The sequence below is a fragment of the Rheinheimera sp. 1928-s genome, assembly GCF_029269265.1.
Classification (GTDB): domain Bacteria; phylum Pseudomonadota; class Gammaproteobacteria; order Enterobacterales; family Alteromonadaceae; genus Pararheinheimera.
Genome location: NZ_JARIXP010000005.1, coordinates 565,044 through 581,261 on the forward strand (window position 1 = coordinate 565,044; position 16,218 = coordinate 581,261).

A 16,218-nucleotide genomic window follows, 5' to 3' on the forward strand; every position below is an offset into this window, starting at 1 on the left:
TAACTAAAGTGTCACTGTCAGTTTTTGCACCTCTACTACTCACTATTCTTCACAAAGCTTCCTCAGCTTGAAACAGAAAGGATATAAACACAAATTGCCCCATTAGCGGTGAATAAAACCAGCAATAAAGAATTCAACCTTTCCGCAGGATTTACAGCCATACATATCTAAGTTTTCTTTATTAACAAAGAACTCGCCCAGATCCCCTAAGACGCCCCAACGCGTACCTTCGTGGAAACTTTTAGTGCCTAAAAAAGTTAAAGCTGACTTGCACCGAATACAATCAGGACTGATATCCCGCAAGGATTGAGCAGGCGCAGCCTGACCTTTTTCACAATTACAGTTCCAGCAGACTTCAAATTCATCATCATCAATAGTGGTATTACAATGTTGGCATTGCCACGACATGCGTTTTTTCCTTAAATCTTTTCCCTACCGACGACTCACTCGTCGCCCGCAGAGTTACAAAATCAGGTGCTAAGACAGTTGCAAAGCTAAAGCCCTCTTTAAATCTGTCCTTAAACAACAAAAGGGCAATCATAACGGGGAGCTTGGTTGTTTTATTACGCATTGTTTAATTTTAACGGCTCGTCAGTAACCAGCCTGCCGTAAAGTGCCGAATCAGAGACAACACCATTAATTTCCCAGCGCTGTCTTAGCACCCCCTCCCTGGAAAACCCGAGTTTCTCCAGAGCGTTTGCCGAGGAAAGGTTGTCCGGGTCAATCTCAGCTTCAATACGACGAAGCCCTAGTTTGTTGAAACCATACTGGATCAAAGCTTCTCCGGCTTCACCGATATAGCCTTTCCCCCAACAGGCCCGACTTAAGCCAAAGCCAATTTCAGCGCGCTTAGACTCTTTGTCATAGTTAAACAGCATACATTTCCCGGCCAACTCATCTGTAGGTTTCAGATAAACTCCAAGAGTAAGAGATGCCTGACACAGCATGGAATCCTTACTGTCATTGATAAAATCCACAGCATTCTGAATAGATGTCCAGGGTGGTGTATTCCAATATTTCATCACCTCAGCATCGGAGAATATGCTCAGCAAGGATTCGGAATCACTGATCGCCAGCGGTCGTAATACTAATCTTTTTGTCTCAATAACCGGATAAAACGCTTCAAACATCCATCTCTCCAATTTCGTATATATCTTGCTGCGATACATGCAGGAATAGTGATACAGCCCACTAATTGCTACAACTATCGATGTGATTTCAGGTCAAATTACAAGTCAGTGCTTAATTGAACCTTTTAATCAGCTGTAGCTTTGACTAAGCCCGGTAAATCACCTGTAAAAAGTCCGATGCCTTTAGTACGCAGATCGGAATTTACCCTGTAAGGCTCAGAGGTCTGATAAAGATAAACCTGGCTATTGTTTGCCTGAGCTCTGGCTGCAAACTGCGAGGGCCAGCCCCACAAATATTTGCCGTACTTTTCAGGAAGAATAATAGTTTTGTGTCTGCAGGACTCAGGATAATAAGTGGACCAGCCTAAAAGGACATAGCCCAGCAAACATTGCTTTGCGATCTCCTGTGAATACAGCCGGGGTTCAGCAAATTGTTCAGATACCGCATCCATGATCTGCTGATCACCAATAAAACTGAGCCTGCCCCGCTCAGTGGCTGAAAGGCCAGCCAGATAACCAACTAAGACTTTAATGGCTCTTGGCTGTTTAGTTTTCATATTGATCAGAAAGTCTTTTTCAGGGAAGTGCTGCATCACTTCGGGCAATGAGGTCATCAGTCCTAAACCTTTGCCACGAAACGGATACAGCTCGGAACCGGCAATACGATAACCATAGCCAAGGTCCAGTGTTTTCAGGTAGTCCATGCTTTGTTTTGAGGTTACACCTTTGCCGTCAGTGCGACAATCCAATGTCCAGTCATGAAAAATAGCCAGTTTGTTGTCTGCTGTGACTTGTACATTCAAATGAATCTTGTCAGCCCCCAGCTCAAATGCCCGCGCTATTGCAGGCAGAGTATTTTCAATATAAGGATGCTCTACACTGATGAGCTTATTTGCAGTACAGCTGTCGTTATCCACACCAACATAGCTGGTTGGTTGAACTAGTCCCTTGTATGAAATAATCCTTCCCTTGTCCGACAACTCAATGTCCGGTTGCCGGAATAACACAACTAAAACGACAACAAAGAGGCCTGAAACAATCCATTTTTTCATTCAATATCCTTAGGGTGATTCTATAACTCTTAGAACAGCATAGCGGTGTGATTCTTGTGGTAAAAAAATGTTCCGCTTAATCCTCGTTATCCTTGATGTCTTTCACTACTTCTTTTGTCTCTTTGCCAATAGCCTTAACGGCATCCCTTGAAGTATGTCCAATTTTTTTGGTTACATCCCTCGTGGTATGGCCTATGGTTCTGCCCGTTTCTTTTATCCCGGCACAGGATGCCAGCATAGATAAAGCCACAAAACAGAGGATAATTTTCATTAGATTATTCAATTTATAACTCCTGATCTCAAATGCTATAAACATGCTCTTCGTATTCCGCAAAACCTGGAAACTGAACATCACCCGCGCGATATTACTCAACAACTTCTTTCAGCTTCTCCAATAGCCCCATCCTGATCCTGTACCAGCATGCTTTGTACACCATAACCAGCCATTCAAAGTTCTTATGCCCGTCAGTTGTTCGCCTTCCACCACATTGAGTTCCCTTGCCGTATAGTCTTCAAGTGCCATCCCTGTCAAATCGCCAAGTCGCTCAATAATCTGGCCAGGTACCCAGCCCGGTTCTTGCCCTGGCGTGCTGCAAAGGAACCGGTTATCCCAGTCTTCAGCTCCTGAATATTTTTCACCAACGATAAGCAGATCCCCTTTTTCGAACCTAATAGGTTTGGAAACTCACTTTCGTGTGGACTGACAACAAGGTACTTCTTCGTATTCATAAAGCTCTAACAGTCTTACTGACATCTCCATCAGGCAGCACTTCACTGATAACCAGCATTCATTGGTCAGATAACTTATCTGTCTGATTTTTACTTTGAATAATTGGCAAAATATGATTCCGGCTCAGGCGGTGGTGTGTTGCATTTGCATACTTAGTGTTGTGTGCGTTGAGCAACAACACGACCAATAAGTCGCGATCCGGAACAAATTGAATTAATGCAGTGTAACCAAAATCTGTACTGCCACCCATTTGAATGATGGGCTCCCCCTGGATATCAAGCTTGGAGAAGCTACCCAACAGCCATTTTTCATTGGCTTGAGTAAAGGTTAAATTAGCTGTGTTGTCGGGAAACAGAGTGCCCTGTTTCAGCGCGACAAACCAGGAGGCTAAATCATCCACTGACGTTACCATACCTCCAGCGCCAATAAGCGCCCAGGTTAAGCCTTTCTGATAGGTTGTACTACCTTGATCATCACCGCCATATCCACGAGCCAACTGACTGACCGATATAGTTGGGTCCTGATAAAAGCCGGTGTCCGCCAGTTTTAACGGACTTAACAGATGTTCATGAACATACTGTTGAAAGCTTTGAGCTGTTATTTTCTCAACTATGGCGGCCAAAAGCGTATAGGCTGCATTTGAATACGCAATCTTTTCGCCCGGCGCAGCAATCAATGGCATGGATAAAATTCTGCGTTCAGCCTCAGCCTTATCCATAGGTTCAAAGTCAGAATCGTTATGAAAGTTATCCAACCCACCAGAGTGTCCCAACAGCTGCTCAATGGTGACAGGTTTTATAGCATCGGCAGCTTCCGGATAAAAATCTCCGACCCTAGTGGACAGCTGCAACCTTTTATTGGCAACAAGCTGAAGCACTGCAGCGGCGGTGAATGTTTTAGCAATAGAGCCCATATCCGAGACAGTGGCAGCACTATTGTTTACTCGAAGTTGCCTGTCTGCACAACCGTAAGCGGCCTTAAATACAACGCTGTTGTTCTGAGCAATAAGTACCTGCCCGGCAAAAGTGCCCGCCTTGTGTTCACGCTGAAGTTCATCAGCCAAAGCAGCGACCACTGTGTTATTTGTCTGAATAACTGGTACCGTGTCCATCGTGCAATCAGGTGTTCCACTGCAGCCAAAAACAGCCAATAACAACGAAAAAACTGTCCATCTATATGTAAGTTGCATAAGTGTCCTGATACTTCAAACGGCTGCACACTGTGATGTGTTTACAACCTTGATTTGTTAACCGAAAGCGGCTTCCCCAATGAAACCAATGACGCCTAACGCACCAGCACTGAGAATGAATAGATCAGAAACCTGGTGCCTCTTGCTTGTAGTGTTTATCTGAAAGGCTTTGGACAAGGGCAAAAATAATTTTTCCGGAGCCAGCCCTAATGAAATGATTGCAAGTATGCCTGCGATACTCACGACAAATCCAAACTCAAAAGCATTGGCCTCATCTATTTCTATCAATGTGTCCAGCAATGCAGCGGCACCTAAACACAAGAAAATAAAAGATACGATTTTATACTTCAGTGTATTCCCTGACATCAGAACTCCATTAGCGCTATACCGCTTTAAAAAGAATCAACGAGTATTTGAACTACAGCAGCTCAAGATGGCCCCTCGTCGCATATAAGCCGTATTATCAGACATTTTTATGACTCAGTTTTGACCATTGCTGCACAGTGCCAAAAGCAAATAAGCCACCAAGAAACAAACAGATACCAGAGCTTACGAGCCAAAAAGTGAAACTATTTTCCGGAAACATTGGCATTAAACCAACAAAGGCAACGCCTCGAAGTAAAAATATGCCACTGATGAGAACCAAAGCCAACCTCGTTAGCGGTAAAGGCTTAATAGCCCCCGAACCTGACAGGCCATAGCATGCCCAGATACAAAGTATGACCGCGATGACAGAAGTGACTATTGTCGGATACCAAAGCCCTTGTTCTGCCATGTGGGCCATCTGTTCACCCGCGCCAAAGAAACGATACCAGTCTGCGCCGAACACTATGCAGCCAATATGAGCAAGCGCAGCCAGAACGCAACATAGCGCTGCAATAAGAAGGTATTTATTACTGCCAGAATTCACTTTTCCTCCTTGAACCCCTGAAGCCCATCATAAACCCGGGCAATATGTTACGAGTCGCGAAACAGAACTAAAATGACGCTCACTAGCTTGAAAAACGCCGCCCCTGTTTCCCATAGTTTATAGTGTTCATTTTTCACTAACAGAGCGCACTTAGTCATGCTTTTCCCTTCTAGCATGTGATGATAAACGCATGAGTGCAACCATGTGAGCGCCACCACAATCGCAGGCCTTTAATAACACTGCTGGTTATACTTCATGCTTATTTAATTGCTTTTTAAGGTATTTTAAAAAAAATTTCTGAGCAAGATGATGGTGCAGAATCACAGCAATTAAAATACCTGAGCCCTGTATCAGCATTCCGATAATGGTTTGCTCTATATACAGTAGCCTTGGCAGTTGCATTAGCAAAACAGCTAATCCAATAGAGAAAACGAAAAGCAGTGCACTCCATACCCAAAACGAAGTTGTTTTGTAGGCATCTTTCTTCGCTTGTGTAATAACTCGCCGAGCCTCTTCCGGCGAAAAACCGTCTAATTGTTTAAATTTGAAACATTCAAACATTCTTGAACCTCCGATAAACCCGCTGCCACCACAAAGAGCACACTAGCCAAGCAACGCTTGCACAAAGATCAGCGGCCTGATGCACAAGCGATGCGGGGTTATTCCATCCGCTTTGATGGTTTTTTATCAGTCAATTCTTTCAATGGTAAAGTATTTTCTTCTGACCTCTTTTGAGTACAGTATGAAAAGAGCTGTACTCGACAGAACCAGCATCCCAAGGAGCAGTAAGGTCGTTATGTCACCCTTTCTGATGATGTCTGGGCCGAGTATCACCGCTGGGATCAGAGCTCCGCTGGAATAAATAGTTACTGCCACTTTGTAACGCCAATGGGATGGAGCAATCTTACGAAACATGGTCTTGCATTTAGGACAGCCAAAACTCTTGTCTGGTTCTTTCCAGTTTTCACAATAGGCGTCGTGATCGGAAAATTCAGTGTGACACAAGCTACATTGGTACATTTTAGTCATAAAGAGCGCTCCATTACTCCTCACATCGTCAGTAGCGGCCAACAAGCCGTGCCTTTCTCAAGGTATGTAACACCTGCATTGAGCCCGGAAAGCAGAGCAACGGGTTGACGTCGCAGTCAGTGCTTTCAATGGCGATAACATTTGCGTGTTACAAGCCACTTTTATCCATCTTATTAAATTCACGAGATATGAAAGACCACATAAATAGCCCCCAGAGCACACCGCCTGCAAGGAACAGAATTAAAGCAATAAAGATACTTTCGGTAAAAGGTATTCTGTCTATAAAATGCATAATGGTTGACCAAAGAATCGCTGTCGGTAGCCCCCAGCCCAGCACTCCATGCTTCAAAACATACGACCATTTACCCTTTGCAATCAGTGCCTTTAGCTTTTCTGATTTTTGTTGTGTCATAAACCTAACCATTCAAAGTTACTACGCCAAGCTCTGCCGACACCTGAGCGGTCGACTGGAGCGCCTTGCTCTGCACTGCAGTGTTCTTTTGCAGCGCATATGTAAAAAAACTGCTCGACGTTTAACGACCAAGCCTGCAGCCTCAAATCCGGGTATATCTCTGCGTGTTCGTATTCATCAGCCATAGCTATTTCACACATGAACACTACAACAATCACGAGAGCCTTAATGAATTGCACTGATTTATCCTCGACGTAAAACGCCTAAACAGGAACCTTCAGTGACGCGAGCAAGGTGTTGCGGGTTGAGCCGCAAAACGACGTTTTACTGGCTCAGCACAGATCGAGTTTTCGCTGCTTTGCAAAAACAAATTTTGCTCATCCTTTGCTCATCCTTTACTCCGACAGTCTATCGACTTTTCGTTCAAGCTCTTGAACCTGTAATTGAAGCGCCTCAACCTTAAGCTCAAGACTCTTACGGGTTTTGCCATTTTTTAAATGAGCCCTTATCCAATCAGGTAATTCAAATAACTCAATTAAAAACATCATGACTACTATCGCAGCAAGAAAACTCACCATCTCCCACATGTTTGAACTCCATCTATTTAAGTATCGAAACTATGAAAAAACTATGACCACCTGCAGGCGCTTGTGAGCGTCACAGGGGCCGCTTGTTAGGCGTTTGAAATTTCACGCAAAATTCTCTCAATTTCCGGCCTTGTATACTTGAGCTCAGGATCAATGCTGCGATCATCATTTTGATGAAAATACTCGCCAGAATCGAATGCCAAATATACTGAGTAGGCTGGTTCGGATAGTGAGTTTCCGGTCAAACCGAGATAATGATCACTCAGCATGAATCCATAGACGTTATTTGCAACAGCATCTGCGAATGGGTAATCAATCTTTTTTTCGTAATATTGGGTTGCGGTGGCTACCATAACGTCGTTGCAAAATTCAACAAAGCCGATGTTTTCTTTGGAACAGTAATACAAAGCTTCATCTAGTGTAAGCTCCATGTTCCCAAGTTTTTTGAATAGGTGCTCGAATTTCAAGCCTTGCTACTCCTAATTTTCCCCGCAAGCGCGAGCGACTTGTTGCAAGTCGAGCGCCCAACAAGCGCGTTTTTGATGGTGGTTGTTATAAGCTGGTCTCAATTTTTAAGTACTTTTCTTTGCCTAATGAAATGTAATACAGWGGCAGAAATACGGCCTTAAAAAAGTTAGACGCAAATGAGTTCTTCACTACAATTTTCCCTGAACGAATATCACGCACCTGAAAATCAGGACTGGAACACCAATCGATTACAGCCTTCAGCGTTTTACTACCTTCAGGCAGAGTTATTGTTTGTGTTGTGCCACGCCTTATAACGGCTATCTCTTTACCGTCTACCAGTAAATGATAGTCACGGGCCATATCTGCAAATTGCTTTGGTCTTATTACTTCGATTTCCATTACAACCTCTCAAGCATATAAGCTCCGGCGCAAGCGCGAACTTGTAAGCGTCGCAGCAGCCGAAGGCCTTGAATGATGTGGTTTGTTAACTGTTTTCAAGCCTATACGTTCGAATCGCAGCACAGACCGAACCCCTTGCAGCGGTTGAGGTCCAAACCACGCAGTAGCCGATTGCACTGAGCTTGTTAGCTTTCATGTTTTATCTCTAACTTTGCATTATCAAATAAGGTCACAAAGCCCTTTTCTTCGGATAGCTTTAAGAAAATTGACAAACCTATTTCAGTAACCTCACTGGGGAACTTCTCGAAATCGGTTGTAACTGAAAAATTAAAACGTCCAGATTTTTCATCTCGGATAATTTGTTGTGTTGTAATAAAGTTTTTCATCGCTTCATCTGCGAGTCTAAGGGTGTACTCAGTTTTTCCCGCTGACGTTGAGAATAAACCCTCCGTTGGTTTAATCTTAAGTTCGTCAAGTAGAAGCAAGGGAAACTTAAATTCTCTCGAGCCTTTTCCAGTGGTTAGTACAAGAGTCAATTGCGCGCTCTCAATATCGGCTTGGACAGGCTCATCCACTTGTATTTTTGCTCTAAGGTCTTGGGGCTGTATTTTTAACAAGTCATCTTTACCAAAAGAACGAAATTCGAGCAGAGTCCCTAATGGCACGCTAGCACAGCTGCTTAATAAAATGACAAATACAATAACAACAAATTTTCTCATTTTAACTATCCTTGTTTTGAAATCCAACGCCCGGCACACACGCGAGCAGCTTGTTACAAGTCGAGCGTCCAACGGGCGCATTTGTACTGGCGCTTGTTATAAGTATGATGTAAAAATAACACCAGACTCGCTTTTAAAAAACCATGCTCATGCATCTTTATTTTTTGAAATCAGACGCTTGAAACCGACATACAGACCATAAAACAACATTGTGAATAAGCCGACATATATGGCTCTATACCAATCTGTTTCACTAATCCCGTGAACTAATGCTTGGTAAGTTGCTGAACCCAATCCGGCACCAATACCGCAGAATATAATACTTTTCATATCGACGACCCCTTCCTTGATGATACCTGCTTATAACGCTTTGCTAATGTGCTGACGCAGCGTAGGCAGTCCCGTGAAAGCCGCGCTGTTTGCAGCCGGAACGAAGTTTAGTAACTTGTTAGCTTCGTTCATACTTCGTACCTGCTTCTTTCTGTTCCGATTTATATAAATACCAAACAGCTATAACGGAACCAATAATGAAACTTAATGAATGCCCGGGTTTAGGGTATCCTGCGGTTTTAAGATCTAAATACAGTGCAGGCAAAATAGCAAAAAGGATAGCACCTAAAAGTATGTATTCCCGCCTAAACTTAACCGTATAAAAAACTAGCGCAAAACCCGCAAAACCTAATGCGGCTTGCGATGCACCTGTACCCGTATTCCAGGGGGGCGATCCAAATTGTGTTGTAAATAGAGTTCCCATAGCTCCCGCAAATAGCCAAATGGATAGCGTATATGTGAATCCAATTTTACGTTCCAGAAGAATGCCTAAGAACATTATAGATAAAACGTTATAAATCATATGTTTCTGATGAACATGAACAAATTGTGAAGTTATAAATCGCCATATCTCAAATTCTTTAATGCTTTCTACTGTTAGACCGCCATAGTCAGCAAGATAAATAATTCGGGATTTACCGAGTATTGAGCCTGATATTTGGTAAGCCACAAAAAATGAAACGCACACCGTTAAAATGCATATAACAATAGTAAAAAAAGGTTTGTAATTAGAATTCATACTTCTTCCTGAAGCTAACTATAAGCACAGTGAACGTCCCGCGACCGAAGGCCGCAACTGGCGCACCTTGTTAGCCGAAAGCTGATACCACAAGGCAACTGCCGACATGAATACCATAACAACGCCCTATGGTTGAATTTGAAAATTGCCCCACTGACAACTGAGTTACGCAGCTTTTCTGCCACCAGATGTTGACCAGAGCCTGTTACATTTGTTGGAAATCAAACTACCAGAAGAGGAACACAGAGCACAATGTCCTTTTGCTGTCTGACACTCAAAACGGCACCGAACAACCCCACCTGCCCTGGCAGTTGAAATATACCCAAAACGATCAACCACGAACACCGGCTCACGTGCCGGTTTGTAGCCGCGGAGCGGCGGAGAATCGGTCGCTGTGCAGCCGATTGTTAGGTAATTTACACCATGACATCAAGGCAATCCTCGGGGGCAGGTAAACTAAAGGCTGAATATAGCGCCTTAAAATCTTTTATACTTTCATCACTTATCTTGGAAAAATCTTGCGGTGGCATATATGGATCAACAGATTCAAGATCATTTTTAAGGTATTCCCGCGCTTTACCTAAAATGCTTTCAATCGAAATTTCGGAATTTGCAAGCTTCACTTCAATGTCATATGTTGAGTTTAGGATGCTAAATATCTTGGTTAGAACCTTTTCTCCATAATAGCCAGTGATTTTGACTTGCGATATTTCCTTGATTTCTCCATTAGAGAATAAAACTAAATTACCCGCATACTTTCGATTTAGATTTTTCTCGTTGGAAAATTGAGCTATTTTAAAAACACCTTCGTTTATAGGTATTAGCTTCTTATCAAGCTCGTCAAACATAACAAGTGTTTGATATTCCATCATGGACACCTTGCTAATGGACTGCCGCAGCGCAGCGTAGGCAGTCCAGTGGAGGCCACGCTGTTTGTGGCCGGAACGGAATTAAGCAACTTGTTAGAAGTTTCAACCACTACCAGCCCTCCAAATGTGTGCCAAGTTCCCTACCCCTGGCAGCTTCATCTTTGCTCAAGAAGGCTTCGAGAGCTTCCGGCTTTCTTAAACTAAGCCTATGAAATAACACGTTCGTCAGAAAGTATATAAGCCACAGAAAAACAAGAAAAAATGCAAACAAGCCAACTTTTTCGCTCAATGGAAGATCTTTGTCAAAGTAGACCATTGGCACACCGATAATTGAGACAAGCCAAGTCATATGAATGAAAGAAACTCTAGCAGCAAGCAGCAATACTTTCGTAGAGTACATCGTGTTCCTCTGATCTTCAGTGGGTTTTCTAACGCTTACGGCAGCGGAGAGGAACGAGTCCGCTGACTGTTCTTGTTAGCGCAGTTTTCGTCACGGCGCAAACCTATAAGCCGTTTCTTCTGGCTCCCACTTAGAATCAAACGCCCACCGCAAGGCGATTGGGGTCGCCAACTCCGCATTGTTGCCATGCCTTGCGCCGATGGTGAATTGGGAACGCCAGCGCAGTGTAACAGGAGCATGATTTTGCAGTGTTGTTATCGTGCTCTGAAAGGCTCCCTTCATCTTGTCGTTTTCTTCGCTGCCGAGGCTGAGAAACAGAGTACTTTTCACTGACGGATTAGCCTTCAGGAAATGGTCGAGCTGCTTTACCATCTCTTCGTTATCACGCCACATGGCAGGGCTATGCGCATAGTATGTCTCAAATAGTGTCGGCTCTGCCGTGAAGGCATATATGACGAAAAGACCACCGCGAGAATTCCCTGCCAGAGCCCGCGATGAAGTGGTTCGATAGCTCTTATCTATTTCAGGAATGAGTTCCTGGTTCATGAATGCCAGAAACTTGTCCGCACGCCCGGTAGGGCTGTCCTTGTCGTCGATGTCTTGCAACATCATAGGCGGAGTGTAGTCGCGCTGCCGGCCTTTACCATCAATGTTTGGGATTCCGACGACGATGACTTCTGGGATTACCCCAATGCGCGCCATTAAGGCGGCTGATGCTGCGGTATGTATATCCTGAGATGAACCGTCGAGCACATAAATAACGGGATAGTGTCGGTTCGGTGCGCGTTCATAAGACTTCGGCAAGTGGATCAAATACTTCCGCTCCTCCCCAAGTAATTGAGAGGAAATAGCCTTCTGCTCTACTGACTCGTCAAATACGGGACGCTCGAACATGTAAAGACTGGCAAACCATGTAATGACCGCAGTCAAGGCGACAGTCAATAGCAAAACAACAAACGTCATTTTTTTCATAGGGGTGCAATCCATGATTGGTGTGACAGCTGCTAACACTCGCCACAAACGCGAGCAACTTGTTGCGAGTCGAGCGCCCAACGGGCGCGTTTATGATGGCGATTGTTAGCAACGCTCTTCAACATACTAATTTTTAATAGTTTTGCCTGTTAAAACTCTAAAAAGCATTCTAGGCATATAACCAAATACCGTTGTAAAAGTGAACGCCACCGCTGCAATAAAAAACAAAATTGTAGCCAAAACGGTGACGAAAAATACATACCAGTTGAAAGGAATAACCGCTGAATTAAACGACGTAACCTCACCATGGACAAAGATAATAACTGTATACCAAGCCGCAATAGAAAGGGCTAGTGTCAACAACCTGAATATTGGTCGTATTTCATTGTCACTCATGCAGGCAGAAGACCTCTTTTTCTAGCTAACGCCCGGCTAAGCCGCTGCGACGCGCGCAGTAAGTTGCAGTTGGACTTGAGCCATTTGTTAGCTGTGACCTTACGCAGCTTTGCCGCCATAACCGAAATTACCGCTGCGGGTTAATGACTCAGAGCTTTTTGCTTTATCCAATGTATCGCAATATCTAGGGGTTCTGTTTTATTAGTATTGTGCCCTAGCGATGGGAACAAGACATATTCAAAAGGCTTGCCCTGAGCTTTTAGAACATTAAGTTGCTCCATACACATTTTGACAGGGATCTGTATATCTTTTTCTCCAAAAAGCCAAAGACCAGGTACCATTAGAGCACTCAAAGAAACTTTCGGATCAGTGGCTTTAAACTGGTATTTATCAGGATCATTTTCAGTGTGCTCACGTGCATCTTCATCAGTATGATTTTCCCAAAAATCTTCTCTGTTATTGGTGTAGAACTGAAATCTAAGTTGCTCTAGAGTGGTGATTGTAGGACTACTAAAAAGAACCATAAATTCTACTAACGGATTTTTAAGTGCGGCGATTGGGATAATCCAGCCTGCTTGACTCGCGCCAACAAGACCAATAGGCAAATCTTTGTCATGCTGGTGAATAACATTTATCGCTGCACTTGCGTCTTTTGCTAGCAAAGTCAAATTATCAACACTTATATTGTTGGTTCCCACCTGAGGTCCAACATAAACGCCACCAGACTCTCCAACTCCGCGCTTGTCATACGTCAAAACTAGTAAGCCATTTTTGGCTAATAACTCTGCTAACTTTGTCATACGTGGTACGGGATCAGAACCATGTACTAACACAACTGCTGCTTGAGCATCTTTCGGGGCATATATGCTCCCTGCTAATTTAACGCCTTCGCTTTCAAAAACTATCTCTTTGACCAGGATAGAGTCTTTCGCTTGATTTGGAGCACGACTTCGATATTCGCTTTTTGTCATGCAGCCTGACGCAAAAAATAGTAAAAACAATAGACAGCTTATTAACTTCATATTTCAACAACACCTTAGTAGTTTCATTTACGCAATAAGACCATAGAAAAGATAAGTTATCTGCTTAGACTAAAACAACCACTCCCAATACAGTAATGGATTTATAAATGTTGCGAACAACTAAGTAATAGTAATTTCCCATTGGACAGCTAACGCACGCCTAAACGGCGAGCAACTTGTTGCGAGTCGAGCGCCCAATGGGCGCGTTTTTGATGGCGCTTGTTAGGCTCATTTCTGATATTTGTCCAAGATAGAAAATAGCTCTTCAGAATTCTCAATGTGAATAGGGATATAAATATCCCCGTTCTTACCAGCATCAACTACTACAACAGGCATGCCATTACTCGAAAAAAGAAAAGATTTCTCAATATCTTCCAATTTAAATTCTTTTTTAAAAAGCCAGTAGTTTCTACCCGAAATAGTTTCATTGTTAATGGTAACTCGAGCGCATCGTAATAAGGCACTTATTAAAAACGCAAATGTGAGGCTAAAAAGGAAAATACCTAAAAATACTAAAGGTATATGATTTAAATGTATGTGCTCAAATGTCGTTTCGATGCTAAAACCTGTAGATACGTACCTGATGAGCATTAGAACGGCAAAACCAACCGCCAAAGTAATAGACAATTGGCGAGTCATATATTTTGCCAATTCTTTCCACTTAACTTCATAAACTGCCAATGAACTCCCCATAATGCCTAACGCTTTGCTAAGGGGCAACCGAAGCGCAGCGTAGATTGTCCCGCGGAGGCCACGCTTTTTGTGGCCGAAGTGCACTTGAGCAACTTGTTAGGTATTTTTGATGCAGACGAATATTTCACAGAAACACCTCAAGGCAATTTTGCTTTTGGAATGGTGCCATTTTTAACATTTTCCCCTATTGCCGAAAGCTCATCGAATAACTGTGAATTATCAACCTCAACGTGACGACTAATATCCGAGTAATTCCAATAGTGAATGACACATTTATCGCTCTCATTCACTGGTACTAACCACAATTGCCATTTCTGATTGTGCTCATCAAATATATCTACAGACCGCACTTCATCGCCTTTGTAGTCGTTCTGGATTAACAGCTTTAAGCAATTGGCCCATTCCGAAAAAGATTTATCTACTTTGGAGTAATCCATACTGATGACACCTAACGCCGCAAGCAGCGGCGAGCGTTAGCGAGTCCAGCACCGAAGGTGCGATGCTGACTTGCCTTGTTAGTTTTTTTTACCAATTGCCACCAAAGTGATAAGTGCCATAAAATGCAATAAAAGTAGCCAGATCAGCATATTAGACGCATGGCCAAACAACCCTAGCGCCGAACGAATTTGTTTATCACTAGATATCTCAGATTGCTTATCTGCTTCAAGAATTCCAATAACTACCTTTGTATCAATAGTATTAGTGGTACTAAAGCGGGAAATTGCAGCATCTGTAACTGCTACTCGCTCGTTTAGAGGTAACGTTTTGTTAAATTCAGATTCGACATGGTTCGTTAAATAGACATTCACACCAGAGAAAACAACAAGCATAAAGCCTGTTATTACGACAGCTGCAATTTTCAACTTCTGTGAATTCAACACCTTACTCTCCGAAAAACTAACGCTCGCATTTACGGCGGTTTTGTAGCGAGGAACGAGCGAAAAAACCGTCCAAGCCACGCAGTGGCTGATGCAAGATGCGCTTGTTATGTATTTGCACTACTAAATTCTTGGTAGTAACGGTTAACACCTACGCTTTCGAAAAAGTAATACCATAGAGAACCAATCAGGCAAAAGCCAATTACAGCGCCGAAAAGAGAGCCATAGCACATCAACGCTATGACAGTTGCCCAAAATAAAAATATACCCCACCTAGACCAAGGCTTACCTTTCGCACAACATAGACACACATAAGACATTAAAGCTGAAAACATTAGCGCAAGAGGCGCAAACCCAGACAACCAAAAGTCGGAGTAACTTAGACTTTCGCCATTTAACTCATATGTAGCGCTGGGCCAAGGCCAAAACCCAAATAGGAAAATGGGTATAAATGCTGAAGCCATGCAGCCATATAGATACATGAAAAAGCTAGGCATTTTCTTACCAGAAGAAAATAGAATTTTGAAATTATTTAAAAGTAATCTCATTCGCTATACCTAGGAATACATAACTATTTGCTAATGGGCTGCCGCAGCGTAGCGTAGGCAGTCCTGTGGAGGCCACGCTGTTTGTGGCCGGAACGAAATTAAGCAACTTGTTAGGTGCTGAACAAATGCTTGTTACCTTGTTTAACTTCGATTTGATCAAACACAGTAGTTATAGCTTCTTTGATTTTCATTTTTTCCTGATAACACTTTAGAACTTTGTTACCTCTGGCGAAACTTATTTTGTTCATTTCACTAGCCACAACGACAGAACTAGCAAAATTGCGAGCTTGTAAAAAGATCCAAAATTGATCTACTGACATTTTCGCTTCATAACCTGCGACAAATAAACAAAAAATATGCTCAGGAACTTCTAATGGGACATTTTCTCCCCACCAGATTTTATTAATTTTTTCGCAGAATTCATCAAAACTCATTAGACACCTAACACCCCACTTAGGGGCAAAAACGCTTGGGCTAAAATACAAGCGAAGCGAGACAGCTCATGTGTTTTTGTCCCAGCGAACGCAGTGAGCGACTACAGTGGTTTGTTATGCGCTTCGTAAACTTTGTTCTGAAGGGCAGATTTAAAGGAATTAAAATCTTCCTCGGTTTTGAAACACCTCTTCGGGAAAATATGATACAAAAATCCGGATACTTGCAGTAATAGGAACGGGCCAGCAATTGTGACTTTACCAAGACCTTCCCATCTATTAAGCGTCTCATTTGCTGTTGTTTTTTCAAATAAG

Annotated in this window: 26 protein-coding genes; all 26 read right to left on the bottom strand. The window is 43.0% G+C overall.

Features of this window, described 5'->3' with window-relative positions; all coding sequences use genetic code 11:
• Positions 1 to 102 precede the first annotated feature (102 nt).
• On the bottom strand, positions 103 to 408 hold the full coding sequence (locus P3C17_RS15645; RefSeq protein ID WP_300930301.1) for a hypothetical protein: 306 nt from the start codon (positions 406 to 408) through the stop codon (positions 103 to 105).
• A 155-nt stretch (positions 409 to 563) separates the two neighbouring features.
• Entirely contained in the window at positions 564 to 1,130 is a 567-nt protein-coding gene (locus P3C17_RS15650; protein WP_300930302.1) for a GNAT family N-acetyltransferase, read from the bottom strand.
• Positions 1,131 to 1,255: 125 nt separating this feature from the next.
• Positions 1,256 to 2,182 carry a glycerophosphodiester phosphodiesterase family protein gene (locus P3C17_RS15655; protein WP_300930303.1) on the bottom strand — a complete coding sequence of 309 codons (927 nt, stop codon included), beginning with the start codon at positions 2,180 to 2,182 and terminating at the stop codon, positions 1,256 to 1,258.
• Between the two features lie 76 nt (positions 2,183 to 2,258).
• A complete protein-coding gene (locus tag P3C17_RS15660) occupies positions 2,259 to 2,465 on the bottom strand; it encodes a hypothetical protein (RefSeq protein WP_300930304.1) in 207 nt (68 codons plus the stop codon).
• A 505-nt stretch (positions 2,466 to 2,970) separates the two neighbouring features.
• Positions 2,971 to 4,023 (bottom strand): serine hydrolase domain-containing protein, encoded by a 1,053-nt coding sequence (locus P3C17_RS15665; RefSeq protein WP_300930305.1) that lies wholly within the window; start codon positions 4,021 to 4,023, stop codon positions 2,971 to 2,973.
• A 135-nt stretch (positions 4,024 to 4,158) separates the two neighbouring features.
• Positions 4,159 to 4,467, bottom strand: a complete 309-nt coding sequence (locus P3C17_RS15670; protein ID WP_300930306.1) for a hypothetical protein — start codon at positions 4,465 to 4,467, stop codon at positions 4,159 to 4,161.
• 97 nt (positions 4,468 to 4,564) lie between these two features.
• On the bottom strand, positions 4,565 to 5,011 hold the full coding sequence (locus P3C17_RS15675; protein WP_300930307.1) for a hypothetical protein: 447 nt from the start codon (positions 5,009 to 5,011) through the stop codon (positions 4,565 to 4,567).
• Positions 5,012 to 5,257: 246 nt separating this feature from the next.
• Entirely contained in the window at positions 5,258 to 5,572 is a 315-nt protein-coding gene (locus tag P3C17_RS15680) for a hypothetical protein (protein ID WP_300930308.1), read from the bottom strand.
• Positions 5,573 to 6,188: 616 nt separating this feature from the next.
• Positions 6,189 to 6,452 (bottom strand): hypothetical protein, encoded by a 264-nt coding sequence (locus tag P3C17_RS15685; protein ID WP_300930309.1) that lies wholly within the window; start codon positions 6,450 to 6,452, stop codon positions 6,189 to 6,191.
• Positions 6,449 to 6,691: a hypothetical protein gene (locus tag P3C17_RS15690; RefSeq protein ID WP_300930310.1), complete on the bottom strand. Its 243-nt coding sequence runs from the start codon at positions 6,689 to 6,691 to the stop codon at positions 6,449 to 6,451. Before P3C17_RS15690 ends, P3C17_RS15685 begins: the two co-directional genes overlap by 4 nt.
• Positions 6,692 to 6,847: 156 nt before the next feature.
• A complete protein-coding gene (locus tag P3C17_RS15695) occupies positions 6,848 to 7,039 on the bottom strand; it encodes a hypothetical protein (RefSeq protein ID WP_300930311.1) in 192 nt (63 codons plus the stop codon).
• Positions 7,040 to 7,125: 86 nt separating this feature from the next.
• A complete protein-coding gene (locus P3C17_RS15700; protein ID WP_300930312.1) occupies positions 7,126 to 7,506 on the bottom strand; it encodes a hypothetical protein in 381 nt (126 codons plus the stop codon).
• Between the two features lie 85 nt (positions 7,507 to 7,591).
• Positions 7,592 to 7,906, bottom strand: a complete 315-nt coding sequence (locus P3C17_RS15705; protein WP_300930313.1) for a hypothetical protein — start codon at positions 7,904 to 7,906, stop codon at positions 7,592 to 7,594.
• 185 nt (positions 7,907 to 8,091) lie between these two features.
• Complete coding sequence (locus P3C17_RS15710) at positions 8,092 to 8,625, bottom strand: hypothetical protein (RefSeq protein ID WP_300930314.1); 534 nt, start codon at positions 8,623 to 8,625, stop codon at positions 8,092 to 8,094.
• 147 nt (positions 8,626 to 8,772) lie between these two features.
• Complete coding sequence (locus tag P3C17_RS15715; RefSeq protein WP_300930315.1) at positions 8,773 to 8,955, bottom strand: hypothetical protein; 183 nt, start codon at positions 8,953 to 8,955, stop codon at positions 8,773 to 8,775.
• A gap of 118 nt (positions 8,956 to 9,073) precedes the next feature.
• On the bottom strand, positions 9,074 to 9,694 hold the full coding sequence (locus tag P3C17_RS15720; RefSeq protein WP_300930316.1) for a rhomboid family intramembrane serine protease: 621 nt from the start codon (positions 9,692 to 9,694) through the stop codon (positions 9,074 to 9,076).
• Between the two features lie 416 nt (positions 9,695 to 10,110).
• Positions 10,111 to 10,566 carry a hypothetical protein gene (locus tag P3C17_RS15725; RefSeq protein WP_300930317.1) on the bottom strand — a complete coding sequence of 152 codons (456 nt, stop codon included), beginning with the start codon at positions 10,564 to 10,566 and terminating at the stop codon, positions 10,111 to 10,113.
• A 106-nt stretch (positions 10,567 to 10,672) separates the two neighbouring features.
• A complete protein-coding gene (locus tag P3C17_RS15730) occupies positions 10,673 to 10,963 on the bottom strand; it encodes a hypothetical protein (protein ID WP_300930318.1) in 291 nt (96 codons plus the stop codon).
• A gap of 90 nt (positions 10,964 to 11,053) precedes the next feature.
• Positions 11,054 to 11,935, bottom strand: coding sequence for an alpha/beta hydrolase-fold protein (locus tag P3C17_RS15735; protein ID WP_300930319.1), 882 nt, complete (start codon positions 11,933 to 11,935; stop codon positions 11,054 to 11,056).
• A gap of 126 nt (positions 11,936 to 12,061) precedes the next feature.
• A complete protein-coding gene (locus P3C17_RS15740) occupies positions 12,062 to 12,331 on the bottom strand; it encodes a hypothetical protein (protein WP_300930320.1) in 270 nt (89 codons plus the stop codon).
• Between the two features lie 140 nt (positions 12,332 to 12,471).
• Positions 12,472 to 13,353 carry an alpha/beta hydrolase gene (locus P3C17_RS15745; RefSeq protein ID WP_300930321.1) on the bottom strand — a complete coding sequence of 294 codons (882 nt, stop codon included), beginning with the start codon at positions 13,351 to 13,353 and terminating at the stop codon, positions 12,472 to 12,474.
• A gap of 228 nt (positions 13,354 to 13,581) precedes the next feature.
• Positions 13,582 to 14,034 (bottom strand): hypothetical protein, encoded by a 453-nt coding sequence (locus tag P3C17_RS15750; RefSeq protein WP_300930322.1) that lies wholly within the window; start codon positions 14,032 to 14,034, stop codon positions 13,582 to 13,584.
• 149 nt (positions 14,035 to 14,183) lie between these two features.
• Positions 14,184 to 14,483: a hypothetical protein gene (locus P3C17_RS15755; RefSeq protein ID WP_300930323.1), complete on the bottom strand. Its 300-nt coding sequence runs from the start codon at positions 14,481 to 14,483 to the stop codon at positions 14,184 to 14,186.
• Positions 14,484 to 14,561: 78 nt separating this feature from the next.
• Positions 14,562 to 14,927, bottom strand: a complete 366-nt coding sequence (locus P3C17_RS15760; RefSeq protein ID WP_300930324.1) for a hypothetical protein — start codon at positions 14,925 to 14,927, stop codon at positions 14,562 to 14,564.
• 655 nt (positions 14,928 to 15,582) lie between these two features.
• Entirely contained in the window at positions 15,583 to 15,906 is a 324-nt protein-coding gene (locus tag P3C17_RS15765) for a hypothetical protein (protein WP_300930325.1), read from the bottom strand.
• Positions 15,907 to 16,007: 101 nt separating this feature from the next.
• Positions 16,008 to 16,218 (bottom strand): YcxB family protein (locus P3C17_RS15770; RefSeq protein WP_300930326.1); only part of this gene is annotated, 211 nt, incomplete at its 5' end.

Bases quoted from the DNA above. Each gene is read 5' to 3' on its own strand.
- P3C17_RS15645 (WP_300930301.1), bottom strand. From the start codon at position 408: ATGTCGTGGCAATGCCAACATTGTAATACCACTATTGATGATGATGAA.
- P3C17_RS15650 (WP_300930302.1), bottom strand. From the start codon at position 1,130: ATGTTTGAAGCGTTTTATCCGGTTATTGAGACAAAAAGATTAGTATTA.
- P3C17_RS15655 (WP_300930303.1), bottom strand. From the start codon at position 2,182: ATGAAAAAATGGATTGTTTCAGGCCTCTTTGTTGTCGTTTTAGTTGTG.
- P3C17_RS15665 (WP_300930305.1), bottom strand. From the start codon at position 4,023: ATGGACACGGTACCAGTTATTCAGACAAATAACACAGTGGTCGCTGCT.
- P3C17_RS15670 (WP_300930306.1), bottom strand. From the start codon at position 4,467: ATGTCAGGGAATACACTGAAGTATAAAATCGTATCTTTTATTTTCTTG.
- P3C17_RS15680 (WP_300930308.1), bottom strand. From the start codon at position 5,572: ATGTTTGAATGTTTCAAATTTAAACAATTAGACGGTTTTTCGCCGGAA.
- P3C17_RS15685 (WP_300930309.1), bottom strand. From the start codon at position 6,452: ATGACACAACAAAAATCAGAAAAGCTAAAGGCACTGATTGCAAAGGGT.
- P3C17_RS15695 (WP_300930311.1), bottom strand. From the start codon at position 7,039: ATGTGGGAGATGGTGAGTTTTCTTGCTGCGATAGTAGTCATGATGTTT.
- P3C17_RS15710 (WP_300930314.1), bottom strand. From the start codon at position 8,625: ATGAGAAAATTTGTTGTTATTGTATTTGTCATTTTATTAAGCAGCTGT.
- P3C17_RS15715 (WP_300930315.1), bottom strand. From the start codon at position 8,955: ATGAAAAGTATTATATTCTGCGGTATTGGTGCCGGATTGGGTTCAGCA.
- P3C17_RS15720 (WP_300930316.1), bottom strand. From the start codon at position 9,694: ATGAATTCTAATTACAAACCTTTTTTTACTATTGTTATATGCATTTTA.
- P3C17_RS15725 (WP_300930317.1), bottom strand. From the start codon at position 10,566: ATGATGGAATATCAAACACTTGTTATGTTTGACGAGCTTGATAAGAAG.
- P3C17_RS15730 (WP_300930318.1), bottom strand. From the start codon at position 10,963: ATGTACTCTACGAAAGTATTGCTGCTTGCTGCTAGAGTTTCTTTCATT.
- P3C17_RS15735 (WP_300930319.1), bottom strand. From the start codon at position 11,935: ATGAAAAAAATGACGTTTGTTGTTTTGCTATTGACTGTCGCCTTGACT.
- P3C17_RS15740 (WP_300930320.1), bottom strand. From the start codon at position 12,331: ATGAGTGACAATGAAATACGACCAATATTCAGGTTGTTGACACTAGCC.
- P3C17_RS15745 (WP_300930321.1), bottom strand. From the start codon at position 13,353: ATGAAGTTAATAAGCTGTCTATTGTTTTTACTATTTTTTGCGTCAGGC.
- P3C17_RS15755 (WP_300930323.1), bottom strand. From the start codon at position 14,483: ATGGATTACTCCAAAGTAGATAAATCTTTTTCGGAATGGGCCAATTGC.
- P3C17_RS15765 (WP_300930325.1), bottom strand. From the start codon at position 15,906: ATGAGTTTTGATGAATTCTGCGAAAAAATTAATAAAATCTGGTGGGGA.